The organism is Falsibacillus albus, assembly GCF_003668575.1.
Classification (GTDB): Bacteria; Bacillota; Bacilli; order Bacillales; family DSM-25281; genus Falsibacillus; species Falsibacillus albus.
Map to the genome: position 1 here is coordinate 383,890 of NZ_RCVZ01000003.1, position 23,148 is coordinate 407,037.

Sequence of the window (23,148 nt, forward strand, 5' to 3'; positions counted from 1 at the left end):
AGTGCACATCGACATTATATCACGCAAAACCCTTTATAAGATTAAAGTTATATTACATTCTGTTATCAATATTACAGCAAAACCTCATTATTCTAAAAAAGTAATAATTTTGAAATCGACAAATTCCTCACATAGCTTTATTTATGAAAGGGAAATTTGTATAGTATAAAAAGTAACACCCCTCCCCTTAAGGTGCCTGTCACCTGGGTGACAGGCACCTTAAGGGGAGGGCTGTGGTGATTGAAAGGAGTGGCTGTTATGCTACCAAGCTACTATACGGTTAAAGGCTATGGAGAGCAAGAAATTATCATTCAAAAGTCTCGTTTCATTTCCTATATTAATCGGGTAGAATCCGAGGAGGAAGCGCAGGCGTTCATCCAGGAAATCAAGAAGAAGCATGGGAATGCGAATCATAACTGCTCTGCCTACATGATTGGCGAGCACAACCAAATCCAAAAGGCAAATGATGACGGTGAACCTACCGGAACAGCTGGCATCCCGATGCTCGAAGTGTTGAAAAAGCGTGATTTAAAGGATACAGTCGTTGTCGTGACCCGCTATTTCGGTGGCATTAAATTAGGGGGAGGCGGCTTGATCCGCGCCTATGGAAGATCGACAACCGAAGGAATCAATGCAGCTGGGGTCGTCCAGCGTAAGCTTATGCGCATCATGCATACGAAGCTTGACTATACTTGGCTCGGCAAAGTGGAAAATGAGCTGAGATCGTCGATTTATGAAATCAAAGAAATCCATTACCTCGATCAAGTTGAGGTGGAAACATACGTGGAAGAAAGCCAAACCGAGCAATTCATCGAATGGATGACAGAATTGACGAATGGCCAATGCGAACATTCAGAAGGCAAAATGGTGTATTTGGAAGAGGATGCACACTGAGACCCTGCCCTTTGGTGCCTGTCACCAAAAGGCCCCCCTTGCAGCAGCGGTGAGTCATCTTAGAAAAGGAGTATGTAAATGAACAAATTAACGAAAAGGCAACTTAGAAGAAAGAAGCGCAGGAGGAGAATTTTTTGGTTTCTCATCTTCCCTGTCCTATTGCTTAGTTTCTCAGCAGCTACATACGGAGCATATCTCTACAAGAAAACGGAAAATGCATTTAATAAGGCACATGAAGACATAGCCCGCAAAAAATCTCCTCTTAGGGAAACAAAAGTCGATCCGGGGAAAGATAATGTTTCCATCCTATTCATTGGCATCGATGATAGCAAAACCCGCCATTTTGGAAAGGGAACTAGGTCCGATGCTTTAATACTTGCTACCCTGAATAAGAAAGATAATTCGGTCAAGATGGTCAGCATTCCGCGCGATTCCTATGTATACGTCCCAAAAATCCAAGAAAAAACAAAGATCACTCACGCACATGCGTATGGCGGAGCACAAGCAACAATCGATACGGTAGAAAATCTATTTGACATACCTGTTGATTATTTTGTTCAAATGAACTTCTATGCATTTATGGATGTTGTCGATGCGCTTGGCGGGATTGAAGCCGATGTACCATACACCCTGCATGAAAAGGACTCAGAGGATCATCATAATGCGATCAATCTTGAGCCAGGAAAGCAGCTTCTCGATGGTGAAGAAGCATTGGCATTGGCAAGGACACGTCATAAGGACAGCGACATTCAGCGAGGGGAGCGCCAGCAGGAGCTGATGAAAGCATTAGTGAAAAAAGCAGCCTCAGCCGGTGCGATTACAAAATATGACGATGTCATTCAAGCAATCGGCGACAATATGAAAACGAACATGACCTTCTCTGAAATGAAATCGTTCGCCAGCTATGCCACAAAGGGGCATCTAAGCTTCGAGCAGTCATCTTTAAAGGGGCAGGACAGCTATATTAATGGGGTTTATTATTACCAGCTGGATGAAAATTACTTGGACAATCTGAAGACTGAACTTCAAGATCAACTTGACCTCAAGAAAAAAGAGGATAATGTAGCCCAAAAATAATAAGATTTTCACTTTTCCACAGGAGTATGATTTCATCAAAATTCATGCTCCTGTTTTTTTATTTTTATTCTGTTAAACACCGCTGTTGATTTCCACGCAAGTCTTCGCTTTCCACGGGCCTCACCGGACTTGAGGTCATACGATGTTGGCACCGTACAGGCCGAACTTATGAACAGCCGCCTATTTCCTTTTCGCTTCGCTGCGGGGCTCCCTGACTCCGCTTTTCCCACCGGAGTCTACTACATGCGCTCCAATCAACAGCTTGAAACAGGCTAAAATCAACAATAAGCTTTAGCATGGCCTTTATTTTAAAAGTTAAAAGTTCAAATTGCGTTGATCTAAAATTTAAGCGTTTTAAAACTATATAACAACCCAAACAGTCTTTTAAAAATCCCACTCCAGTAAAATGTAATAATCTCAAAAATAGCCGAGTTGTTAAAATCAACTGCCCGACGAATCCGTTCCAGCGATTATTTTTTCTTACATATAGTATCCTACAAAGTCCACCATTTATTCTTATATAAAAAAACGCCTCCCCTGCACGGGAAGGCGTTTATAAGTTTATCGATTACGAATATTGACTGGCTTTTTGGTTCTGACAAGTTTCAAAATAGGCTGATAATCTTTTCCAACCAATCCAACACTTTCAACAAACAGCTCGATAGCCAATGTAAGCACGCCGAGAACGATCAGCGCTCCCCAAAGTTTTGACATTGAGAAGATGATTGCTGCCATCCCGAACATTGCCGCAATGGCATAAATGAGCAGGACCGTCTGGCGATGAGTGAAACCGATTCGCAATAGGCAATGATGCAAGTGCGATTTGTCCGGTGCAGACAATGGCTGCTTATTCACAAATCGTCTGATGATTGCAAAAATGGTATCAGAAATCGGAACACCGAGAATAATAACAGGAATGATGAGTGAAAACATTGTAATATTTTTAAACCCAAGAAGGGATAATACCGATATGATGTAGCCTAAAAACAGTGCACCCGTATCTCCCATGAAGATTTTGGCTGGGTGGAAGTTGTAGAATAAAAATCCTACCGTGCTTCCTAAAACAATGAGGGCCACTCCCATAACAAACAAATCGCCTTTAAGGAAAGCCATGAAGCTGATGGTGATCAATGCAATCGAGGATACACCGGCAGCCAATCCGTCGAGGCCGTCAATCAAGTTAATCGCATTGGTAATTCCAACGATCCAAAGAATCGACATCGGAATGCTTAAAAATCCGAAGTGAAGCTCTCCGCCAAATGGCAAGTTGATGTACTCAATCTGCACGCCGCCGAAAACGACGATGCAAGCCGCAAGCAGCTGCCCCATCAATTTAAGCTTGGCCGAAAGCTCAATCAAATCATCAAGCATTCCTGTAATGATGATAATACTGCTTCCGATGAGGATCGGCATGAAGTGCTCACCATCGGGCCTTAATACGAATAGTCCGATCAAAAAGCTTAAATATATGGCTAAACCGCCTAATCTTGGCATAATTTTTTGATGTACCTTGCGGTGGTTTGGTTTATCTGTGGCGCCAATTGCAATGGCGAATTTTTTTACGATGGGTGTTAAAGCAATTGATGCCAAAAAGCTTAACACCAGAGTGAAGTAAATCATGCGTAACCTCCTCGTACATATCATGTCCAGTTTTAAATGTATTTATATTGCTACATTTTTGAAATCAACTACAATCAACAGTTATAAAATAATCCAATGCTGATTATATCACTTAAATTTACAGTTTCATATAAAATTTTTTTACAATTTCATTTCAATCTATCATACTTTTAACCTCAAATAGGACTTTTTAAACCTTCCTCATACATTATAGACGATTTTATCGTTAAATTGTTGCATAAATTTACTAATTTTTCATTCATATAGTCTTTTTTTGTCGGTTTTGATAAGATTAAGTAATGATGGCTTACACCTGTATAATAAGGAGAGAACTAGAAAATGCTGAAAATATTTCAAAAAGCCACAACGGATTCTTCGAAACAATTAAAAAAGTACTATAAGATGGTTGAAAAAATTAATCATTTAGAAGATAAGTATTCTTCTTTTTCCGATCAGGAATTGCAAAATATGACGACATACTTCAAGCAGGAATTGGAGCAGGGAAAAACGATCGACGAAGTAAAGCTTGATGCGTTTGCGGTCGTACGCGAAGCCTCCAAACGGATTTTGGGCATGAGGCACTATGATGTCCAGCTGATCGGCGGATTGGTCCTTGCAGAAGGAAACATTTCCGAAATGGCCACAGGTGAAGGGAAGACGCTCGTCGCCTCATTGCCATGCTATGTAAGGGCTTTAGAAGGAAAAGGAGTCCATGTCATCACGGTGAACGAATATTTGGCAAACCGCGATCGGAACCAGATTGGAAAAATTCATGAATTCCTTGGACTTTCTGTCGGAATTAACCTTCCCCTGATGGAGCCGGAAGCAAAAAAAGCGGCATACAACGCAGATATTACATATGGAGTAGGCACAGAATTCGGTTTTGACTATTTGCGCGACAACATGGTCCGTGATGAGCGGGATAAAGTACAGCGTCCATACCATTATGCCATCATCGATGAAGTGGACAGCGTATTGATCGATGAGGCGAAGACGCCATTGATCATCGCTGGAAAAATGCCATCGAGCTCAAACCTTCATTATATTGCTTCCAAGCTGGCTAAACGATTCGAAAAGGAAATCGACTATGACTTTGATGATGAAACGAAAGCCACCAGCTTGACCGAGACGGGCATTGAAAAGGTCGAAAAAGCATTCGGAGTCGACAACCTCTATGAATTGGAGCATCAAACCCTCTACCATTATGTAATCCAGGCGGTAAGGGCTCATGTCATGTTCGAAAGGGACGTCGATTATATCGTCCATGAAGGAAAAGTCATTTTGGTCGATATGTTTACAGGCCGGACGATGGAAGGCCGGACGTTGAGCGATGGACTGCACCAGGCAATCGAAGCAAAAGAGGGCTTGGAAATTACGGAAGAAAATAAAACACAGGCACAGATCACCATCCAAAATTACTTTAGGATGTATCCGCTGCTGTCAGGAATGACGGGAACAGCGAAAACGGAGGAAAAAGAATTCCGTGAAGTATACGGAATGGAAGTCGTCCCGGTACCTACGAATTGCCCTAAAATCCGTGTCGATATGTCAGATCGCATTTATAAAGCGATTCATGATAAATACAAAGCGGTTGTGAAGGAAGTAAAGGAGCGTCACTCAAATGGTCAGCCGGTCCTGATTGGTACGACATCCATCCTGCAATCAGAAAAGGTCGCAGCTTACTTAGATAAAGAGCGGTTAAAATATGAACTTCTGAATGCCAAGAGCGTTGAACAAGAGGTCCGACTCATCTCATTGGCCGGACAGAAAAATCAAATCACCATCGCGACAAATATGGCTGGGCGCGGAACAGACATCATTTTAGGCGACGGAGTCCCTGAATTGGGCGGTCTTCATGTAATCGGAACCGAAAAACATGAAAGCCGCCGGGTCGACAACCAGCTCCGCGGACGGTCAGGGCGTCAAGGGGATCCCGGTTCAAGCCAGTTTTTCATTTCCATTGAAGATGATATGTTCAGACGCTTCGCCAAAGATGATTTAGAGAAGCTTTCCAAAAAGGTAAAGACAAATGAGGAAGGACTTCTGCTAAACAAGAACCTCCATGAATTCGTCGAACGGACGCAGCGGATCGTGGAAGGCGCGAACTTTTCCATGAGGGAATATAATTTAAAGCTCGATGATGTCATCAATGAGCAAAGAAATGTGTTATTCACCTTGAGAAATCAAATTTTGTCCGGACAAGACCTATTAACTCGATTAAAAGATATGGTTGAACGCACATTGAACCATACACTGATGCAGGAATGCCCGGATGACAAAATCCCTGAAGAATGGCATGTAGACAGAGTCGCGACGGTTGCAAACCAATTATTATTCGAAACTTTGGCTTTTCCTTCTGAAGTAAATGAAAAGAAAGAACTTGAAAAGCTCTTGAAGGATGGAATTGCATCCACCCATGCGAAACTGGATGAAATGGACGGTCAAATCAATTACGAAAACACATTCAAACAGGTGATCCTTTCTTTCATCGACCATCATTGGATCAAACATTTAGAAACGATGACCCGCCTGAAGGAAGGAATCGGTCTTCGATACTATCAGCAGGAAGACCCTATGCGCATTTATCAAAGAGAAGGACTTGAAATTTTCCAAGACACCTTCGCCACCCTTCAAAGGGATATCGCTTTGGAATGTATGGGATTCTTAAAACGTGAAGAAATTCATGAATAAGTAGTTTGGAGTTGATTAGATGTTTCCATTTTTAAAAAACAAAACAAAAAATATGAAGAAAACCGGTCTGGATGATACGGTATCATCGCAGGAACTGATTGGTGAACAAGAGGATAGCCAGGAAGAAATCGTCGAGACCGGCCTCTCCTTCCACCCAAGCTGGAGGATTGAAAAAGAACAGGAATACGTCTTCCGTTTCCTTCATAACGAACTGTCACCATTAAAGCGAAATCAAATTTCATTATCTGGTGTGGACTTGTCCCAAGAAAACGGACAGGTCCAAGTGACGGCATTCGTGCGGAACAGTTTACAAAAAACGATCACAATGGGCGTGGTTGAATTATTGCTCCTTCAGGAAGATGGGACCATCCTGGGACGGAAAAAAATTGACTTCTCAGAATTAGGTGAACTCCCTGCTGAAAGCAGCAGACCATGGATTTTCCCTTTCGAACAGCAAGACTTGTTCACGGAGGATATCCCGCAATCAAACTGGAAATTGGCTTTCAATGTCACATCCCTGCAAGAACATAGCTTAGACCTTGATCCAGAATGGGAAAAATCACTTTCCGATGAAGATAAAAACAAGTTGAAAGACATTGTGAAGTCTTTGCCGAAACCAGCTCCCAAGGAGTTTAACCTTATGGGCTTAACAGTAAAAATGATGGAAAATGGGAATCTGAATGTCACGATATTGCTTCGAAATGGGCATGAAAACGCGATTCAAATCCAGCAGCTTCCTCTTGAGATTCTGGATGCCTCCGGAGAAATCGTAGCCAAGGGTGGATTCCAGCTCAATGATTTCGAAGTCAAGGCAAATACGACAAAACCTTGGTCCTTTGTTTTCCCAAAAGAAATGATTTTAAAAAGCAATCCTGATTTCAGCAGCTGGAAAGCACAGCCGATCCAGTCATAAAATAATCCGCTAGGGAGTCCCTAGCGGATTATTTTTATTGAATGCTAAATTGTGTATAATGATCATTTGTCATCATAGAGTTGGTGGAAGAACGCACATACCTTGTGACGACTAAATGATAGGTTTTCCCAGCTGAATATCCGCCTGAAGGTGCGGTGATTTCAACTGTCTTCTCCCCGATCAGCTTGACGGTCGAATTCAACCGGTTCCCATTCATATCCTCTACATAAATGGTTTTGTTATTGATGGAGGATGAAAGCATCGGGACATTGAATTTGACTGTCCATTTTTTCATCGGATCCACTTTTTTCACGCTGGAACTGATCGTAAAGGATGCCTCATCATGATTTGTAGTATATTCAGACTGCAGCTTATCCAAATAGATAAAACCCTTGTTCTTCCTGATTCCTTCCGGCTCTGCGATATAGATGCTCTTAAAGCTTACCGGGTAGGTGATGGTGCTTGGAAGCTTGGCACTTACATATTTCCATCCGTACCAATTCAGGCCGCCATAGCTTGTAAAGTCCACTGTTTGCTCTTTTCCATTTGCATCGAGAACTTTTCCCCTCAACCAATGGTTCGCTCCATCTCCATACACCCATACTCCGATTCCAGAAGGCTGTCCTGGCATCTCAATAGCATTTTTCGCTGTTAAATAGGATGCTGATACATCCCCGCCAGTGTTTGTGAAGTCATAGCTGAATTTCAAAGAGGCTGAACTTTCCTTCGGCTGAAGAGTGGATTCAGGAGAGACGGATGATTTCGCCCTTGTGTTGTCCACACTTAGGTTGTTCGTGTTATTTAATCCATGAAGCACATACGGATCCGTGCTTACTTCAACCGGAATCGTGATTTGCTTCGTGCCAAATGCTGCAGTGATGCTGCCTTTCCCTTCTTGGCTGCCTGCAGTGAATTGCCTATTTTTAATGGATCCGATACCACCGTTCACGGTTAAGGTCACCGCATCCTGGTTGAAAATCAACGGCTGTCCGTTTGTAGAATAGCCCTTCATATTGATTGTGGTTGTTTGTCCTGGAGCGATATAAATAGATGAAGGATCGACACCTAATTTTCCGACAGTGTCGACGACTGTTACTGGAATCCTATCCTTACCGCCCAGATAATCGACAATGACAGATCCTGTCCCGGCTTGGTCTGCAACGAATTTATCTCCTTCTATATGTCCGATGTTTCCTTCTACAGATAACTTCGTTTGACTGTTGTCAAAAGATAGACGGTTGTAGTACTGGTCCATGACTGAAGTGACTTGGAATCCGACGCTTGCTCCTTTGCCAATGACACCTGGCTGAGATTGTTTCGCTTCAACGTAGGTAGGATCTCCATTTGGGGCGGTGCTCACTGCTTGCAGTGTCGCATTTACCCTTCTTTCTGAGCCATCGGATGGCTGGTTGACAAGCGTAGCATACTCGTCGCCATGCTGACGTGCGACCATCGCTGTCGATCCACCTCCATCAAGGTTCAATGCACTATACGCCCCCATGGACGCTAAATAGTTCGCAAACTCCCTCAAGGTCATTCCTTTACTGAATCCAGACTGCCTTCCGTCCACAGTGACGAAAAATACGCGCGTTCCCGTCGCATCCACTGCCACTGCACTCCGAGGGCTTCTGGTGGTATTTCTCGGGCTCGAATCATCAATGGTCATATTGACTTTTCCGTTCTGCACCAACAGCGGTCCGCTGGCGAGCATGAACTCTGAATTATGCCATTTGTTATCCACATCAACGGATAGTGATACTTCATCGCCAATTTTCAAGTCGCGGATTTGGTCGACTGCCGATCCAGTAGCAGAGATGACATATCCATCTTTCGGGATGGTCGCACTTGTCGCTTGACCATATGGACGGATGCTGGCGACCTTTCCTTTTACCTCTTCCCCAAACTGCAGGCCGGTGTCGATTGATTTCGGAACACCTTCCACGACGACTTCCACCCCAAATGGATTCGTCCGTGTACGGTCGTAACTGAAGCTTGACGTATATAATATACTTTCATTGTCATTTCGATTGCGGTTGAATGAAGACAAACGGTATGTATGATTATGGTGCGACAATTGGATTTGCAAGGAGAAGCGATCGATTTGACCTAGACCGTACTGGTTCACGCCAAATGCTGCCGGCACATACATAAAATCATTTGATTGATTGGAAACTGCCCCAAGGTTCAAAAGGCGATTTCCTTTTGATACTAAATAGGATGGGAATCCAGTATCCGTATGGAAAAGCGATGCATTCACCCCGCCAACTACATGGTGGCCTTCTGTCGTGTCCCGTTTCGCCATATTCGATACGGTAGAGGTCGAATTGATTGGATTCGGCTGCCCCAGCTCTACCTTTGTATATGGATCACTCAAATCAATGTTCAATGTGTTGATGGACTGGCTGTAGCCCGACACAGTCGTGGATGTCTGCTCATGCGAAACCCCTGGTGAGACTTGCAATGCCTTCGCATTACCTACCGTGGCTTGTGATACTAATATGGCACCAAAGACACCATATAAAAACTTTTTTTTCCATCTAGATGTCACTAACGTACTCTCCCTTTCCAAAAAAATTACAAATTATTGGATTTACACTCAAATTATAGCGAAACTTGTAAAATATTAATATAGCAATTAGCATTTTTTTGAAATAAAGTCTATTGACCTATGAAAAAAGACACAAAAAAGGACATCTGAAAAAATCAGATGTCCTTTTCCGGCTCAACCTTGTCCATCGCGATTTATTATCGTCAAAACAGGAAATTTACTACACATTCATTTTACCACATTGAATGGCAGTTACAAGAAAAAATATGAAAATATTAGTTATAATGGATATAGTATGTTATATATGAATATTTTTCTATTTTTTTGATCAAATTTCTACTAAAAAAACTTTGTAACCTTCCCTCTTCCACATCCGTCTGATAGGGACAACCAAAGAATATGAGGTGTGCCAGCCAAAATGAAATATTTTCTACTAATAATTACTTCCATACTGTTCATTTTAGGAGGATGCCAATATGATAATGTCACTGCTCCTATAGTAAATTCCAAAGAAGCAACTTTTTATAATGAACTGCCATCACAATATAAAACGATCGATAAAGCTAAGCTTCAATCGGCCATCCCCATTCGCAGCCGGTCGTATTTAAAAATGTTAAATGATGCATTCAAGAAACAGACATCCAGTGATTATGTGTCCAGCAGTCATTCCGTATATGTCCGAAACCCAAATGTGCATATTACTTTTGATTCCGGATTTATTCCAATCAATGGAACATATGAGTTCACACTTTATGAATATGTGCCGGAAATGAAGAAATTCGTTGTACTGAACAAAGAAGTCACATTATCAAAACGAGATAAAGCCACATTTAAGCTTCCAAATAAAGAAAACAAAGCTTACTATGTCGGAAAGGTTGCGAAAGACCATAATGGGAAGATAGTCAAAAGAGAATACACTGAAGTGTTTGTTCCATACAACGTTTATAATGCCAAAATTGAACTCAACAAGACGGTTTTAACGTCCTCTGAGTCACTCGAGGTAACACTAACTAACCTTGGGGTTAAAGATTTAACTACTGGCTACGGTGTACAAATGGAAAAATTACAGAAGAATAGTTGGATTTCTTATCAACTTCATCAATTCGTGCCATTGGTAATGATGGTGCTTACTACCGGACAAAGCTTTAGCCAATGGGGCGATTTAAAAGAACTGACGCCTGGAACATACAGGATCGTTTACCCGATTGGAGACGGAAAAATCGGGGCAGAATTTAATATAGTGGATAGAGAATTTTTCAGAAATGGTTTAAGTGACAATAAACAGGAAAAAAGCGAATATTTAAGGTGACAGAGTCCATCACGCTGCATCATGAGCGTGATGGATGTAAAGTTAATGGTCTTTGGATGGACATCCCCCTTTCTTGATGATGTACAATTAATTATTTTGGCTGCTTTTTAAGCGCTTCAATTTTTTCAGTGATAAAATTGATATAATGATCATTTTTTTGGAGATTGAAGATCAGCAGCGCTTTTTCCAAGTATCTGACTGCCAGCATGAACTTGTTCTGAAGTTCATAATTATACCCTAAATGGTAGTGAAGTTCGCCCAAAACATGCATATTATCTTTTTGGATACAATAATCAATGGCTTCCTTACAATAATTAATGGATATATCATATTCCCCTTTTTTTGTATACATCCGGGCGATATTATAGTAAACCCTCGGTTTCAATGTATAATCACTGATATAAGGAAGGAGCTTCAAATGTTCCACTGCTGATTGAAATACCTTTAAAGCTTTCTCAAATTCATTGTCCTCCGAATAAATTGCACCGATTGAATTATAAATGCCTATTTCTTTTTCTGTCCAAATTTTCTCTGTTACCTGTGAAAGCTCAAGTGCTTCATTTAGCATTCTAAGTGCTTCATCACGATCTCTTGTCGTTACAAAAGTACATATTGCTTTATGCCAAAGAAGCAATTGCCGATTCCTTGTGTTTTGAGTAAACAAAGGATTTTTCTCCTCAGTTTTGATGATTTCTAAAATATCATCATACTGATGATTCTTGCGTGCTGCTTTAAAAAAGCTGGATACCTCTTGGACATAGTCCACCCTCGGGGTCATGCCGATATCAAAGAAGTAGTTTACATCGACTCCCAACTTTTGAGAGATTAAATAAAGTGTTGATGCGTAAGGATAGACATCCCCTTTTTCAATTTTACTGATTTGTGCTTGTGTACAAATCCCCTCTGCCAGTTCTTCCTGAGACAGGCCGATTAATTTACGCAATTCTTTTATCTTACTGCCTACTGCGAAAAAGTCCATTTAACTTCTCCCCTAAATATGCCTATAGTTATATTTTTATCTATTTACCTTTGATATACTAAGAAAAGTCAATAAAATTAGAATAGTAGGTAATTAGAACGATAATACCTCAATTTCATAATTATGGTTTAATAATTATAACATTAATTTTCTATTACTGCTTGATCACAAATAAAGGGAGGACATAAAAATATGAAAAAGAAATTGTTTGTAATTGCAGCTTCAGTACTAGTCTTTGGAGCAGGTTTTTCCTTGACTCACTCACCAAAACAGGACAATGCTGAATTGCCTCCATATTATGCACCACAAAGCTTATCAGCTACATTGTAATTTAAATAGTACTACATTTCTGCACACCTAGTATATCGGAACAATACCTGAATTTTTAACACTCTGCCATGGCAGAGTGTCTTTTTTTATTCACAAACTCCTATATTTATTCTTTCGGGAATATGCTTGTAGTTATAGAAAACCATGTGAATGATCAAAAAGGGGCATATTTGACTATTTAAATCTTCTGTACCATAATACATAAGATGTACACACTTTCAATTTTTTTGTTAATTTATAGATACAAAGATTTAATTAAATTTTCAGGAGGTGTAATGAATAATGAATGAACTAGAAATGAAAATTGAACCGTCTTTTGTGGAAGAGGACCTGGCTATTGTTTTTTCATTTGACTTCATGAGATTTTCAAAAAAAATGGGAGAAGCGGTTGTGTATACGTTTTCAGAAACGCAAGATCCTTCTTGGGAATCCTTTAGCAGCACAGAGTATATTGAGTTGATGCCTGCCTTAAAGAATCAAAACGGGAAAATTGCTGTCATTCATGATATTACCATCCTTGAAGAATACAAAAAACAATCCATGAACAAAATGTTCCACTTCCTCAAAATCATCGGCATAAGCAAAGTATACTTTCTCCAATCCAAATCAAACGTAGCAGTCATATAAACCGAACAAGGGTGGCCCCCTGGTGCCTGGCACCAGGGGGCCACCCTTGTTTTTTTTCAATAATGTAACCTTCCAGGAAAAGGAATCGTCATACAAGCAGACAACGATGGAAGGTGATTATATGAAAAAGATTTATGTAATTGGTTCATTACTGACAATTAGCTTGGCTGCAGGCTGCGGGGATTCTCAAGTCCACAATGAGCCATTAACAAAAGAAGTAACAAAAAATGATGCTGCGGGTAAAACCATGGACAACTTGTTGGATCCTTTAAAAAATGACTTACCTCAACAGGCGAAGCCGATTGACCACCAAAAGGCAGATCATGCAATCCGTTATTACAGCCAATCTTATCAGCAAAAGCTGGACAGCAGCTTTTTCAAAAACAAACCACACCAGGCCAGTCAAGAGGTAAACCCGTCCAATAAATTATATAAGCCCGGTGAAAAGCTTGTATATTATGTCCCTAACAAGCTCCCTGCTCAACAATCATATAAAATCAGCATTTATCAATATAACCCTGAAAAAAATAATTTCTCCTTATTGTTTGAAAAAAGACTGATGAAAAAAGATGAAAAAACCACTTTTACTCTGCCAAATGAAGAAAACAAAGTTTTTTATATCGGACACACCATTTTGGATGAAAACAACAAAACTTTGCATACAGAATACGATCGAGCGTTTGTTCCTTTTAATTATGTAAACGGCAAAATCACCGTGGATAAGAGAATGGTGACCCCTACATACAAGTTAACTGTGACTTATACGAACTTAGGGACAAAAACAATTGAAACGGGACTTGGAATACATTTAGAGAAATGGGCCGATGGGAAATGGGAACCATACAAATACGGAGAAAATGTAATTGCGATCGGAATTGTTTTACCACCTGGAAAACCTTTTTCCCAAAAGATTGATTTAAAGAAACTAGAACCGGGATCTTATCGAGCATTCGCTTATGTGGATGGCAAGAAAATTGCAGATGAATTTGATCTAATCCACACGAAAGGAAAATAAAATCGCAATGTTTTAAGTATATATCTTTTTTCCCAACAATTGATTCATAGATTACAAATTAATAAAAAATAGGAATAGGTGGAATAAAGTAACAATGATTTTAATTTTTTCTTTTGATAGAATATATTTCGAAGTTTAAATTATCCATATCTACTACATATTTTACTATTCTACTAAATTAAAGGATGTATTTATGGATGACTTCACCAAATGTGTTTTGATTTGGGTCTGTTCATCATTTATGTTTTAACAGAAAAAGGGAGGAATTTTTAAAATGGCTTTTCAACCTAAGTCCTATCGTAAATTTATCGCAACAGCAGCAACTGCTACTATCGTCGCATCTGCAGTGGCTCCTGCAGCATCTGCAGCAAGCTTCTCAGATGTATCCGACCGCTACAAAGATGCAGTAGACTACTTGGTATCCAAAGATATCACGCAAGGTATGTCCGCAACTAAATTCGGTACTGGCATGAACATCAAACGCGTTGATGCAGCAGTAATGATTGCAAAAGCGTTGAAACTTGATACTGAATCAGCTCCATCAGCTGGTTTCACGGATGTTCCCGAGCGCGGCCAAGGTGCGGTAAACGCCCTTAAAGCAGCTGGAATCATCAACGGAAAATCAGATACACATTTCGGAGCTTCTGAAAATATGACGCGTGCTGAAATGGCGAAAGTCATTGCGAATGCATACAAATTGACTGGAAGCGAAGATCTTCCATTCACAGATGTAAGCGATACATTCGCTCAATATGTAAAAGCACTTTATGAAAACGACATCACGGGCGGAAAAACAGCTACACACTTCGGCTCAAACGACAATGTCACTCGCGGAGAGTTCGCATTATTCGTTTACCGCGCTGAAAACCAAACTCCAGAAGTAGTTGAAGTATCCAGCGTTGATCCAGTCAATGCAAAAACAATCAATGTTCAATTCAACCAGCCATTGGATGAAAAAACAATCGATGCAATCTCCGTTGTAAAAGGAACAGATGCTGCTGATGCAGGAACTGTAACATCCAAACTAAGTGCTGATGGAAAGACACTTACATTTAAAGCAAGCACTTATTTCAAAGGTGACTATACTGTAAAAGTTCCCTTCGAAGCAGTCAAAAGCACAAAAGGAACTTTCGTTGCGCCAATCAACCAAAAAGTAACAGTCAATGACATGGCTGCACCAATGGTTTCATCTGCTGATGCGAAAGTGAAAGCTACAACAGATGCCGTTAAATCACTTACATTGACATTTGACGAAGAAGTGAGCTCCATCGATTTCGTCAAAATCAACAACGTGAACTACGACAGCAGCGACATCACAATCGTCGGAAACAAAGCTACTGTTGCCGTTAATGATTTAGATGCGACAAAATCTTACGATGTAACCGTCGTAAATGCGACAGATGCTGTTGGAAATGTGAAAGAAGTACAATCTGCTCCATTGAGCGTCATGGTGGACAACAAAGCTCCTTCTATCACTAAAGTAGAAGCAACTGGCGAAAACACTGTGAAAGTGACGCTTGATAAAGAACTAAAAGATGATACATTGAACATCACAGGAAAAGTCGGCACTTTCGATACAAATATCGTATCAGATGCGACTGTAAACCCTGATAACAAAATGGAATACACATTAACATTGGATCCAAACTACTTATTCAAAAATGGCAATACGGATACTGTTACATTCACAGTTGCCAAAGATGCATTATCAGATGATATCGGCAATACAAATGCTGATGCAATCACAAAATCAGTCATGGTTTCAAAAGATGCAACAGCGCCTTCTGTTGAAAAAGTAGAAACTACAGTTGAAAATGGCGATGTAACTGGCTTCAAAGTTACTTACAGCGAAGATGTACAAGCTGTAGATGCTAGCAAAGTTTCTGTTGTAAACTCTAAAGGCGAGATCCTTTCATTCGCTAACGTTGCTTCAGCTGCTGTATCTGCAACTGACAGCAAACAAGTAGTATTCACTCTTGATCCAAGTATACAAGCTGATAAATACAGCTTCGACTTTGCTGAAGGATTCGTAACGGACAAAGCACTTAGCCCGAACAAATCAACAGCAAATTCATTCACAGTCGATGTAACCGACGCGGACAAGCCGGTTGAAACTTCCTTCACAATCGCTGACGCAACAGCAGCAGACAACGTTGTGACTGTAGACTTTGGCGAAAAAGTAAAAGCAACTGGAAACGGTTCAGCCCTTTCACCGGCTGCGTACCAATTGAATGGAACAGCTCTTCCAGCTGACACTAAAATTGAATTCGCTAAAACAGCTGGTGTAATCGACCAAACAAAAGTCAACATCACACTTCCTGAAGGATTCGTGAAAACAAGCGATACGAAAGCAATCTTCCGTGTAACTGGCGTGCAAACACTTGATAACAAAGTGAACAACTCGTTCATCGCTCCAGTTGAAGTAACAGACAACACAGCTCCAGAAGCTACTTCATTCGTAGCAACGGATCTAGACAAGCTGACTGTCACATACTCAGAAGCACTTGCTGACGCAACTGCTCCTGACGTAACGGACGAAGTAAAACTATTTGACAGCAAAGGTGCTTCCATTGCCATCACAAGCGCAACAGTAGTTGACGGCAAACTAGTCCTAACTGTCGCTAACGCGGCTGCAGTAAGCAAATTAACTACAACTACTGCTACTACTGTAGACATTAAAGATGCTGCAGGCAATAAGCAGATGGAAAATATTGTAGTGAACAAATAATTTAAGAGTTTTTATCCATAGGCTGTCCAAAACCTTTGGGCAGCTTTTTTTGACTATTTCAGTAAGATTTATTTGACCATCACTATAAACTTTCATTTGCCATTGGCAAATGTTATACAACTAAAGTGTATTATCTTAGTCAAAAAGGCTGTAGGCAGAACCATTCGTTCTGCCTACAGCCTTTTTATGCTCTCAACAACTATTTTTGTTTATTGAAAACCCATCCAACACCTAAAAAATATTATTGTTTTTGATATACTTCTTTTTTTCCATCCATTAAATAGGAATGACTTCGTGCTGCTTCTTCAATTTCTCGATAGCCCAATAATCTTCTTTTACATCTGAAAAGGATGATTCAAAATCTCCAAATAACGGGCCACGATTGAAAAGACGGTTCAACACTTTAACAGCTTGAGCCCTTGTCAGCTTTTCTTCTAGATGGAAGTGTTATCACCGTAGCCTTCCATAATTCCACTGTTTCTGATTACAGTAATCGCTTCATTTGCCCAATAGTTTTGGGGAATGTCCCGATAAGGCTCAGCTTTATTTCCTAGCGTTACACAGAACGTGTAACTACCACTGTCAGAAGAACATTTCTTATTTATCCAACGATAGGCGAAAGTTGCCATTTTGGCACGGGTAATATGATCTTGTGGACCAAATTCGCCATTTGTATAACCTGTCATCATGTCTAATTCGTTGAAAATTGCGATCGCATTGGCAGCCCAATAATCAGACGAAACATCTTTGAATGAATGCTTGGAATCTAGTGCATTCTCGTTCGCTAGATTACGTGATAACATGGTTGCCATTTGTGCCCTTGTCACAAACGCATCCGGACGGAAGCTTCCATCAGCATATCCAATAATATACGCTTGATGTTGTAAGTTTTCTTTATACGCAAGGTATTCACCAGCCCCTTCAAAATAAATCATTGTAAAGGTTGAAAACTTTTTTACCCCAAACCCATAATTAATGTCCCTTCTTCTTTTGTAATGATGTTCCCTCTTACCAATTCATTGGTTCCATCAATATGTTCGATAAAGACAACTAAATCCTTTAATAGCTTCTTCCTTCTTGACTGATTACTTGGTAAATCCCTTTTTTTCAAAGCCAATGTTATTGTGACCGGTTGACTCTGCATATTCGTTTAAATTTCAGCTGATCTTCCCAATATTTGAATGTCATGCATCTTTGCAATATCTGTTATTAACATTTCATTATTAATTCTTTCTTTTACCTTGGCTTTCTCAACGCTCTCTTTCATCGGGACAACTCTAAAGTATAGGTCTTCTAAAAACTTTTTAAGCGTAATATACGAAATGAAAAGACTCGTATTAGCTATTTCAATTTCAAGATTTATGTTGCTATTCTTTAAATAGTCTAAAGCTGCTTTTACTATAGAAACATTTACTTATTTCACTTCATCATTGGTGTCCGGAATGACAATTCGAGCATTATCGTTACCAAGCTCAATAATGCCAACATAAAAGAGCCTATCAATTTGATAGGCTCTCTCAAAAAAAGTAATTATTTTGTTACAGTTACATTTACTGTTACAGGAGCTGCAAGAAGATTATTATCTGTTGCAGAAGCACCTTCAACATAAATTGATTTGATAACAAGAGTGAACGTTACTGTATCTCCAGCAGCTGGAACTGAAACTGTATCAGTTAAAGCAGATGCCGCAGGAAGAGTAGCAGTACCAGTAGTTGTTACGTTAGCTACAGAGAAGTCAACATCAAAGTTTTCATCACTGAAGCCCATAGTAGCTGCTGATTGCTCATCGAACCAAATGTTTCCATTAATTTGTGAGTCATCAACTCCGTAAACATCAGCTCCTGTAGAAATAGCTTTTCCTGTAGAATCCTTCACCATTACAAGAGGCTTATTATATAGATATCCATTATTTGAAGCAGCATGCTTAACAGCGATAAATTCACTGATATCTGTATCATCAATTAATTGATTTGGATCTAATTTACCAAAGATAAGGTCATTAAATGATATTGAAGTATCAGTACCTGTTAATTTTACTGCAACTGGCTTAGTATTTACTGTAGCACTTGCTGGAACGCTTGCTGAGTTCATGTATTTGATTGGAAGACGTTTTGTAATACCATCTGCAGTAACGTCAACGTTTACAGTATCTTTCGCTGTAAGAAGCGTTAAGGCATCACCTGTGAACGCAAGGTCGTTAGTGTTTACAGCAACCCAATCATTACTTCCTACCATAGTTGCAGTAGCAGGTACTTGTTCTAAACGATTTCCTTTGGAGTCTAAAACATATACATTAGCTGCTCCAAAATCAATGTGGTTAACATCAGCAGTTGTAGCAGTATTAGCTGCATTTGCATCAATTTCAGATGGAGCAACGATATCTAAACTTGTATGTGTCGCTGATGCATCAACATTAACAACATTAACAGAAATAGCTTTTGTCATGTAAGGTGAAGCATCTGTAGCATTTTTGAAATATTTAACATAAACTGTGCCATTTACAATCTTATCTTTTGTAGATGTAATAGTAAATGTATCTGAAGTATCTGCACCTGCGTTAAAATCAATTTCATTAGTAGGTGCATTATCTAATCCACCAATTACTAAACCGTCAGTATTAGTAGTTACTGTAACTTTACCCGTTGTTCCAAAAGCAATATTATCACCATATTGATCAACTGAATCTACTGTAACCGTTTTTTGGTTAACACCTTCAACAGTTCCATTGTTTATTTCCTCATCAGAAAGCTTAACTGATGTTGCACTAGTTGAAATACCAGCAAGTGCAGCTTCCTTCATAACATCCACACTAAATGTTCTCTTAGTGTTATCTGCAAGAGTAACTTCAAATGAAGCTTTTCCTGATTGACCAGGATTTGCAGTAACTGTTAGATCCGAACCAGATATTGATGCAGTTGCAGTGATTGGATTTAAAGATTTTACTGTTGCTCCAGTGAAATCAATATGACTAGTTTGAGGATCACTGTTTACAGTATCAAACATCGCAACTTCTTTTGATGTACCTGCATACATGCTAGTTGTCTTTGTGCTGTTATTGAAAGCAACAGTATTTTCAGGAGCATCTGTAGATGCAGTAGTTACTAGAGTATATCCTTGGTTAGCAACTTGATCAGGTTTAACTGCAACAGTAACTACAAAAGTGTTAGTTAAAACTGTTCCATCAGCTAGAGTTACTGTAACAGTTACGTCAGCTGAACCCTCATCGATTGCTGTTACTGTTGTACCACCAACCGAACCATCAGTTGTAGCAGTTACAATGTTATCATTTGAGGAAGCCACACTAACAGAAGCACCAGAAACATCTTTTCCATCTTGGTCAACTACAGTAATACCAGAAGTTGCACCAATTGCAGATAATGTACTGCTATCCAAAGATACAGTTACACCATCATTAACAGACCAAGTAAATGAACCTGTTAAATTTTCAGTGCCTTCTTGTCCACTTACACTCTTGAGACCATTTGCAGTTAAAGTGTATTCTTGATTGCGAGTGAAAGCATTGTTCACTTTAACCATTGCAGATTTTTTATCTGCTGAAAGTGTAGCTTTTACAACAGTAAGCCCATGATTCACAGTGAAATTAGTGAAATCAACATCGTCTACACGTGTATTGAAGTTAACTTTCACTGTAGTTGGATCTACTGCACTTACGCTAACAACTTCAGGTGCAACTGGGTTTTCCGCACGGTATACGAATAGAGCAAATTCGCCACGTGTTACGTTTTCACTTGAGCCAAAGTGAGTTGCAGTTTTACCACCTGTGATGTCATTTGAATAAAGAGCTTTAACATATTGTTCGAATGTATCACTTACATCAGTGAATGGAAGATCTTCACTTCCAGTTAATTTGTAAGCGTTGGCGATAACTTTTGCCATTTCAGCACGAGTCATGAAGTCTGCAGCACCAAAGTGAGTTGCAGATTTACCATCGATGATTCCAGCATCTTTAAGGGCATTTACTGCACCTTGGCCGCGCTCAGGAACATCTGTAAATCCAGCTGCTGGAGCTGATTTTGTGTCAAGGTTCAACGCATTTGCAATCATGATTGCTGCGTCAACACGTTTGATGTTCATTCCAGTACCGAAATGAGTATCAGTCATACCTTGAGAGATATCTTTAGATACTAGGTAATCTACTGCTTCCTTGTAGCGATCAGAAACGTCTGTGAATCCAGCCGCAGAAGCTGCAGGTGCAATTGCAGATGCTACAACAGCAGCAGTTGCAGCAGTTGCAACAAACTTGCGATAAGACTTAGGTTGATAAGCCATTTGTTAGTTCCTCCCTGTTTTGAAAAAAGTTTGATTTAGTTGAATCGATGAAACATCGATCAATTAACTACAGCAGTCAATAATTCTAAATCCACAAAATCCAACCTATGACGTACGGACCATATATATTCCAAAATTATCTTTGGAATATTAATGAATCAAATGACATATTTGGTTATGTAACTGTAAATTAACAGAAATAGAATTATTAAACTCGTAATCTATTCTATCAAAACGATTGGATTTTTCAACTGTTTTTTACAATTTTCTCTATTTATTTCTATTTTTAAAGAATAACTGAATATTTTCCCATTACAACCAAATTACTATGCAACTGGAAAAACAGTTGATAATCCACATTTTCTGACAATAACTTAGACGAAATGTCCCAGTAAAGTGTTTCGTGTTTTAATAAAAAAATTCAAAAAACTTGCGACAAATTTCGCGGTTTTGGTAAATTTCACATCTTATTTATTTCAAATAATTGTTTTAAGAGAAAGTTGCTTAGTGTGGAAAATGGGATCAGCGTGACAAGCGAGAGCCGTCAGCGGAGCGATTATACCCACTATCCTAGCAAAATGAGCATCCTGTCGGAGGGCTAACCTTTCTTTAAACAAAAAAAGCTGTACCCACCCCCGATAGCTATCGAGTTTGGATACAGCCTTTACTTACTTTACTATTTTATTTTTAGAATTGCTCCTGATTTTTATGCAGGAACCCGACCCCGACGGCTGCAAGGATCCAGAAGATCACGTTCAGCTGCGGGATGAAGATCAGGTTATTGGACAGATTCTGCACCATGAATGTCGCACCGCCGACAAAGAGTCCTGCGGCAATCACTTTTCCAAGCGTGTCCTGTCTGAAATATAGAGCTGCAATCTTCAAATAGTACACGATATAGATGAACAAGAAAGCTAAAATACCGAAGATCCCGGTTTCAGCTGCTACCTTTAAATAAGAATTGTGGACGGAATATTTATCATAACCGATATCAAGTTCCGGATATTTCTCCGTGAAGTCTTTATAACGGACATAGTAGTTCCCCATGCCGACACCCAATACCGGGTTGTCCTTAAACATGTACCAGCCCGTTTTCCACAGGGTGACACGAGAGACGACGGCCTTATTCGTTGTCGCATCCTCAGGTGTCTGCTCCTGCTCGTCGTTGTTTTCCACATCTGTGCCATCACCGGCATTATGGTGCGTTGCATGCTTTTTGAATACCAATTCTTCCATCGCGTAAATGGCCGAATTTGTCCGTGACTGCACGTCCGGAAGGAAGTAGACAACGACTGCCAGCACGACAAACGCAATCAATACATGAGGCTTGAAGAATTTCTTCACGAACGTTTTCGGCATGATGATGATGATCAAGACAAGTCCACACGCCATTGTCATCCAAGCAGAACGGGTATACGTCAAGATGACGTTGATGACATAGATGCCATAGAAAGCGAACATTAACAGCTGAGCCGTTTTATTTTTGAAGTAAACAACCGCCAGTAAAAATAAGGTCGGGATGACGATGTTTAAATAGGACGCATAGTAGTTCGGGTTGATCAACGTCGAGTCGACCCTTCCCTTTGCTTCCTTCAATGCATACAATCCTGCCTTATTCAGCGAGTAGTTGAACACGTATTGAAGGACACCGAACAAACCAACGATGAGTGCTGCCAACAAGAAAGAGATGGCAAAGTTTTTGTACTGTTTTTTCGTAAAATCAACTTTTGCAACGATAAAGAAAAGAAATACATAGGACAAGTAGCGGGCCAACTCCATCACAGCAGGACCGTAGCTAACTGCTTTCACCATTGAGATGACGGCAATGATGAAAAAGGCGGCAAATGCAATCGCAAACCATTTAATCGGCAGCGTATTGAATTGGAGCCTTCCATTGATATAGTCCCATAAGAAAATCAGCACCAGGATCGGGATCGAGATGACCTCGACTGACACTGGGATGGGACCGATGTATGTTTTGAAATACATGAGCGGGACAACAAACAACATGATTAAAATTGTATAATATGTGAGTGAATTCTTGTGAGACATGTTTGGTTAATCTCCTTTTTGGGTTTCCATATACATTTAACAACATACACGATACCTTTTTCGAAAACAACAACT

Annotated in this window: 16 protein-coding genes; 9 read left to right on the forward strand and 7 right to left on the reverse strand. The window is 40.0% G+C overall.

What is annotated here, in order from left to right:
* Positions 1-258: 258 nt before the first annotated feature.
* Positions 259-894, forward strand: coding sequence for a YigZ family protein (locus tag D9X91_RS06845; RefSeq protein WP_121679831.1), 636 nt, complete (start codon positions 259-261; stop codon positions 892-894).
* Positions 895-972: 78 nt separating this feature from the next.
* The gene (locus D9X91_RS06850) at positions 973-1,971 is read left to right on the forward strand and encodes an LCP family protein (RefSeq protein WP_121679832.1); all 999 of its coding nucleotides are present in this window, start codon (positions 973-975) and stop codon (positions 1,969-1,971) included.
* Positions 1,972-2,532: 561 nt separating this feature from the next.
* Here D9X91_RS06850 and D9X91_RS06855 read toward each other — a convergent pair.
* Entirely contained in the window at positions 2,533-3,591 is a 1,059-nt protein-coding gene (locus D9X91_RS06855; protein ID WP_121679833.1) for a glycosyltransferase family 4 protein, read from the reverse strand.
* Between the two features lie 339 nt (positions 3,592-3,930).
* On the opposite strand from D9X91_RS06855, the gene secA2 reads away from it, so the two are divergent.
* Together secA2 and D9X91_RS06865 are read left to right on the forward strand one after the other, a co-directional pair.
* Positions 3,931-6,282: an accessory Sec system translocase SecA2 gene (gene secA2 / locus D9X91_RS06860; protein WP_121679834.1), complete on the forward strand. Its 2,352-nt coding sequence runs from the start codon at positions 3,931-3,933 to the stop codon at positions 6,280-6,282.
* A gap of 19 nt (positions 6,283-6,301) precedes the next feature.
* Positions 6,302-7,195 carry an accessory Sec system S-layer assembly protein gene (locus D9X91_RS06865; RefSeq protein ID WP_121679835.1) on the forward strand — a complete coding sequence of 298 codons (894 nt, stop codon included), beginning with the start codon at positions 6,302-6,304 and terminating at the stop codon, positions 7,193-7,195.
* A gap of 34 nt (positions 7,196-7,229) precedes the next feature.
* Here D9X91_RS06865 and D9X91_RS06870 read toward each other — a convergent pair whose 3' ends face one another.
* Positions 7,230-9,743: a phosphodiester glycosidase family protein gene (locus tag D9X91_RS06870; protein WP_121679836.1), complete on the reverse strand. Its 2,514-nt coding sequence runs from the start codon at positions 9,741-9,743 to the stop codon at positions 7,230-7,232.
* A gap of 418 nt (positions 9,744-10,161) precedes the next feature.
* Here D9X91_RS06870 and D9X91_RS06875 point away from each other — a divergent pair, with 418 nt between their 5' ends.
* Positions 10,162-11,052 (forward strand): immunoglobulin-like domain-containing protein, encoded by an 891-nt coding sequence (locus tag D9X91_RS06875; RefSeq protein WP_121679837.1) that lies wholly within the window; start codon positions 10,162-10,164, stop codon positions 11,050-11,052.
* 91 nt (positions 11,053-11,143) lie between these two features.
* Here the strand turns inward: D9X91_RS06875 and D9X91_RS06880 are convergent, their stop codons facing one another.
* A complete protein-coding gene (locus tag D9X91_RS06880; RefSeq protein ID WP_121679838.1) occupies positions 11,144-12,031 on the reverse strand; it encodes a helix-turn-helix domain-containing protein in 888 nt (295 codons plus the stop codon).
* 192 nt (positions 12,032-12,223) lie between these two features.
* Between D9X91_RS06880 and D9X91_RS22460 the strand changes: the two genes are divergently transcribed.
* The 4 genes from D9X91_RS22460 to D9X91_RS06895 all read left to right on the forward strand — a co-directional run bounded on the left by D9X91_RS22460 (position 12,224) and on the right by D9X91_RS06895 (position 16,731).
* A complete protein-coding gene (locus D9X91_RS22460; protein WP_158598252.1) occupies positions 12,224-12,361 on the forward strand; it encodes a hypothetical protein in 138 nt (45 codons plus the stop codon).
* A 282-nt stretch (positions 12,362-12,643) separates the two neighbouring features.
* Complete coding sequence (locus D9X91_RS06885; RefSeq protein WP_121679839.1) at positions 12,644-12,988, forward strand: hypothetical protein; 345 nt, start codon at positions 12,644-12,646, stop codon at positions 12,986-12,988.
* A 46-nt stretch (positions 12,989-13,034) separates the two neighbouring features.
* Positions 13,035-14,003, forward strand: coding sequence for an immunoglobulin-like domain-containing protein (locus D9X91_RS06890; protein WP_121679840.1), 969 nt, complete (start codon positions 13,035-13,037; stop codon positions 14,001-14,003).
* A 274-nt stretch (positions 14,004-14,277) separates the two neighbouring features.
* Positions 14,278-16,731, forward strand: a complete 2,454-nt coding sequence (locus tag D9X91_RS06895; RefSeq protein ID WP_121679841.1) for an S-layer homology domain-containing protein — start codon at positions 14,278-14,280, stop codon at positions 16,729-16,731.
* A gap of 434 nt (positions 16,732-17,165) precedes the next feature.
* Here the strand turns inward: D9X91_RS06895 and D9X91_RS06900 are convergent, their stop codons facing one another.
* From D9X91_RS06900 to D9X91_RS06915, 4 genes are all read right to left on the reverse strand, one after another.
* Positions 17,166-17,666: an S-layer homology domain-containing protein gene (locus D9X91_RS06900; protein WP_121679842.1), complete on the reverse strand. Its 501-nt coding sequence runs from the start codon at positions 17,664-17,666 to the stop codon at positions 17,166-17,168.
* A 20-nt stretch (positions 17,667-17,686) separates the two neighbouring features.
* The gene (locus tag D9X91_RS06905) at positions 17,687-17,875 is read right to left on the reverse strand and encodes a hypothetical protein (protein ID WP_121679843.1); all 189 of its coding nucleotides are present in this window, start codon (positions 17,873-17,875) and stop codon (positions 17,687-17,689) included.
* Between the two features lie 386 nt (positions 17,876-18,261).
* Positions 18,262-21,021: an S-layer homology domain-containing protein gene (locus tag D9X91_RS06910; protein ID WP_121679844.1), complete on the reverse strand. Its 2,760-nt coding sequence runs from the start codon at positions 21,019-21,021 to the stop codon at positions 18,262-18,264.
* 687 nt (positions 21,022-21,708) lie between these two features.
* Positions 21,709-23,073 (reverse strand): O-antigen ligase family protein, encoded by a 1,365-nt coding sequence (locus D9X91_RS06915; RefSeq protein ID WP_121679845.1) that lies wholly within the window; start codon positions 23,071-23,073, stop codon positions 21,709-21,711.
* Positions 23,074-23,148: the final 75 nt, after the last annotated feature.

Excerpts from the sequence above, each read along its gene's own strand:
- D9X91_RS06845 (WP_121679831.1), top strand. The coding sequence starts at position 259 with ATGCTACCAAGCTACTATACGGTTAAAGGCTATGGAGAGCAAGAAATT.
- D9X91_RS06850 (WP_121679832.1), top strand. The coding sequence starts at position 973 with ATGAACAAATTAACGAAAAGGCAACTTAGAAGAAAGAAGCGCAGGAGG.
- D9X91_RS06855 (WP_121679833.1), bottom strand. The coding sequence starts at position 3,591 with ATGATTTACTTCACTCTGGTGTTAAGCTTTTTGGCATCAATTGCTTTA.
- secA2 (WP_121679834.1), top strand. The coding sequence starts at position 3,931 with ATGCTGAAAATATTTCAAAAAGCCACAACGGATTCTTCGAAACAATTA.
- D9X91_RS06865 (WP_121679835.1), top strand. The coding sequence starts at position 6,302 with ATGTTTCCATTTTTAAAAAACAAAACAAAAAATATGAAGAAAACCGGT.
- D9X91_RS06875 (WP_121679837.1), top strand. The coding sequence starts at position 10,162 with ATGAAATATTTTCTACTAATAATTACTTCCATACTGTTCATTTTAGGA.
- D9X91_RS06880 (WP_121679838.1), bottom strand. The coding sequence starts at position 12,031 with ATGGACTTTTTCGCAGTAGGCAGTAAGATAAAAGAATTGCGTAAATTA.
- D9X91_RS22460 (WP_158598252.1), top strand. The coding sequence starts at position 12,224 with ATGAAAAAGAAATTGTTTGTAATTGCAGCTTCAGTACTAGTCTTTGGA.
- D9X91_RS06885 (WP_121679839.1), top strand. The coding sequence starts at position 12,644 with ATGAATGAACTAGAAATGAAAATTGAACCGTCTTTTGTGGAAGAGGAC.
- D9X91_RS06895 (WP_121679841.1), top strand. The coding sequence starts at position 14,278 with ATGGCTTTTCAACCTAAGTCCTATCGTAAATTTATCGCAACAGCAGCA.
- D9X91_RS06900 (WP_121679842.1), bottom strand. The coding sequence starts at position 17,666 with ATGATTTATTTTGAAGGGGCTGGTGAATACCTTGCGTATAAAGAAAAC.
- D9X91_RS06905 (WP_121679843.1), bottom strand. The coding sequence starts at position 17,875 with ATGCAGAGTCAACCGGTCACAATAACATTGGCTTTGAAAAAAAGGGAT.
- D9X91_RS06910 (WP_121679844.1), bottom strand. The coding sequence starts at position 21,021 with ATGGCTTATCAACCTAAGTCTTATCGCAAGTTTGTTGCAACTGCTGCA.
- D9X91_RS06915 (WP_121679845.1), bottom strand. The coding sequence starts at position 23,073 with ATGTCTCACAAGAATTCACTCACATATTATACAATTTTAATCATGTTG.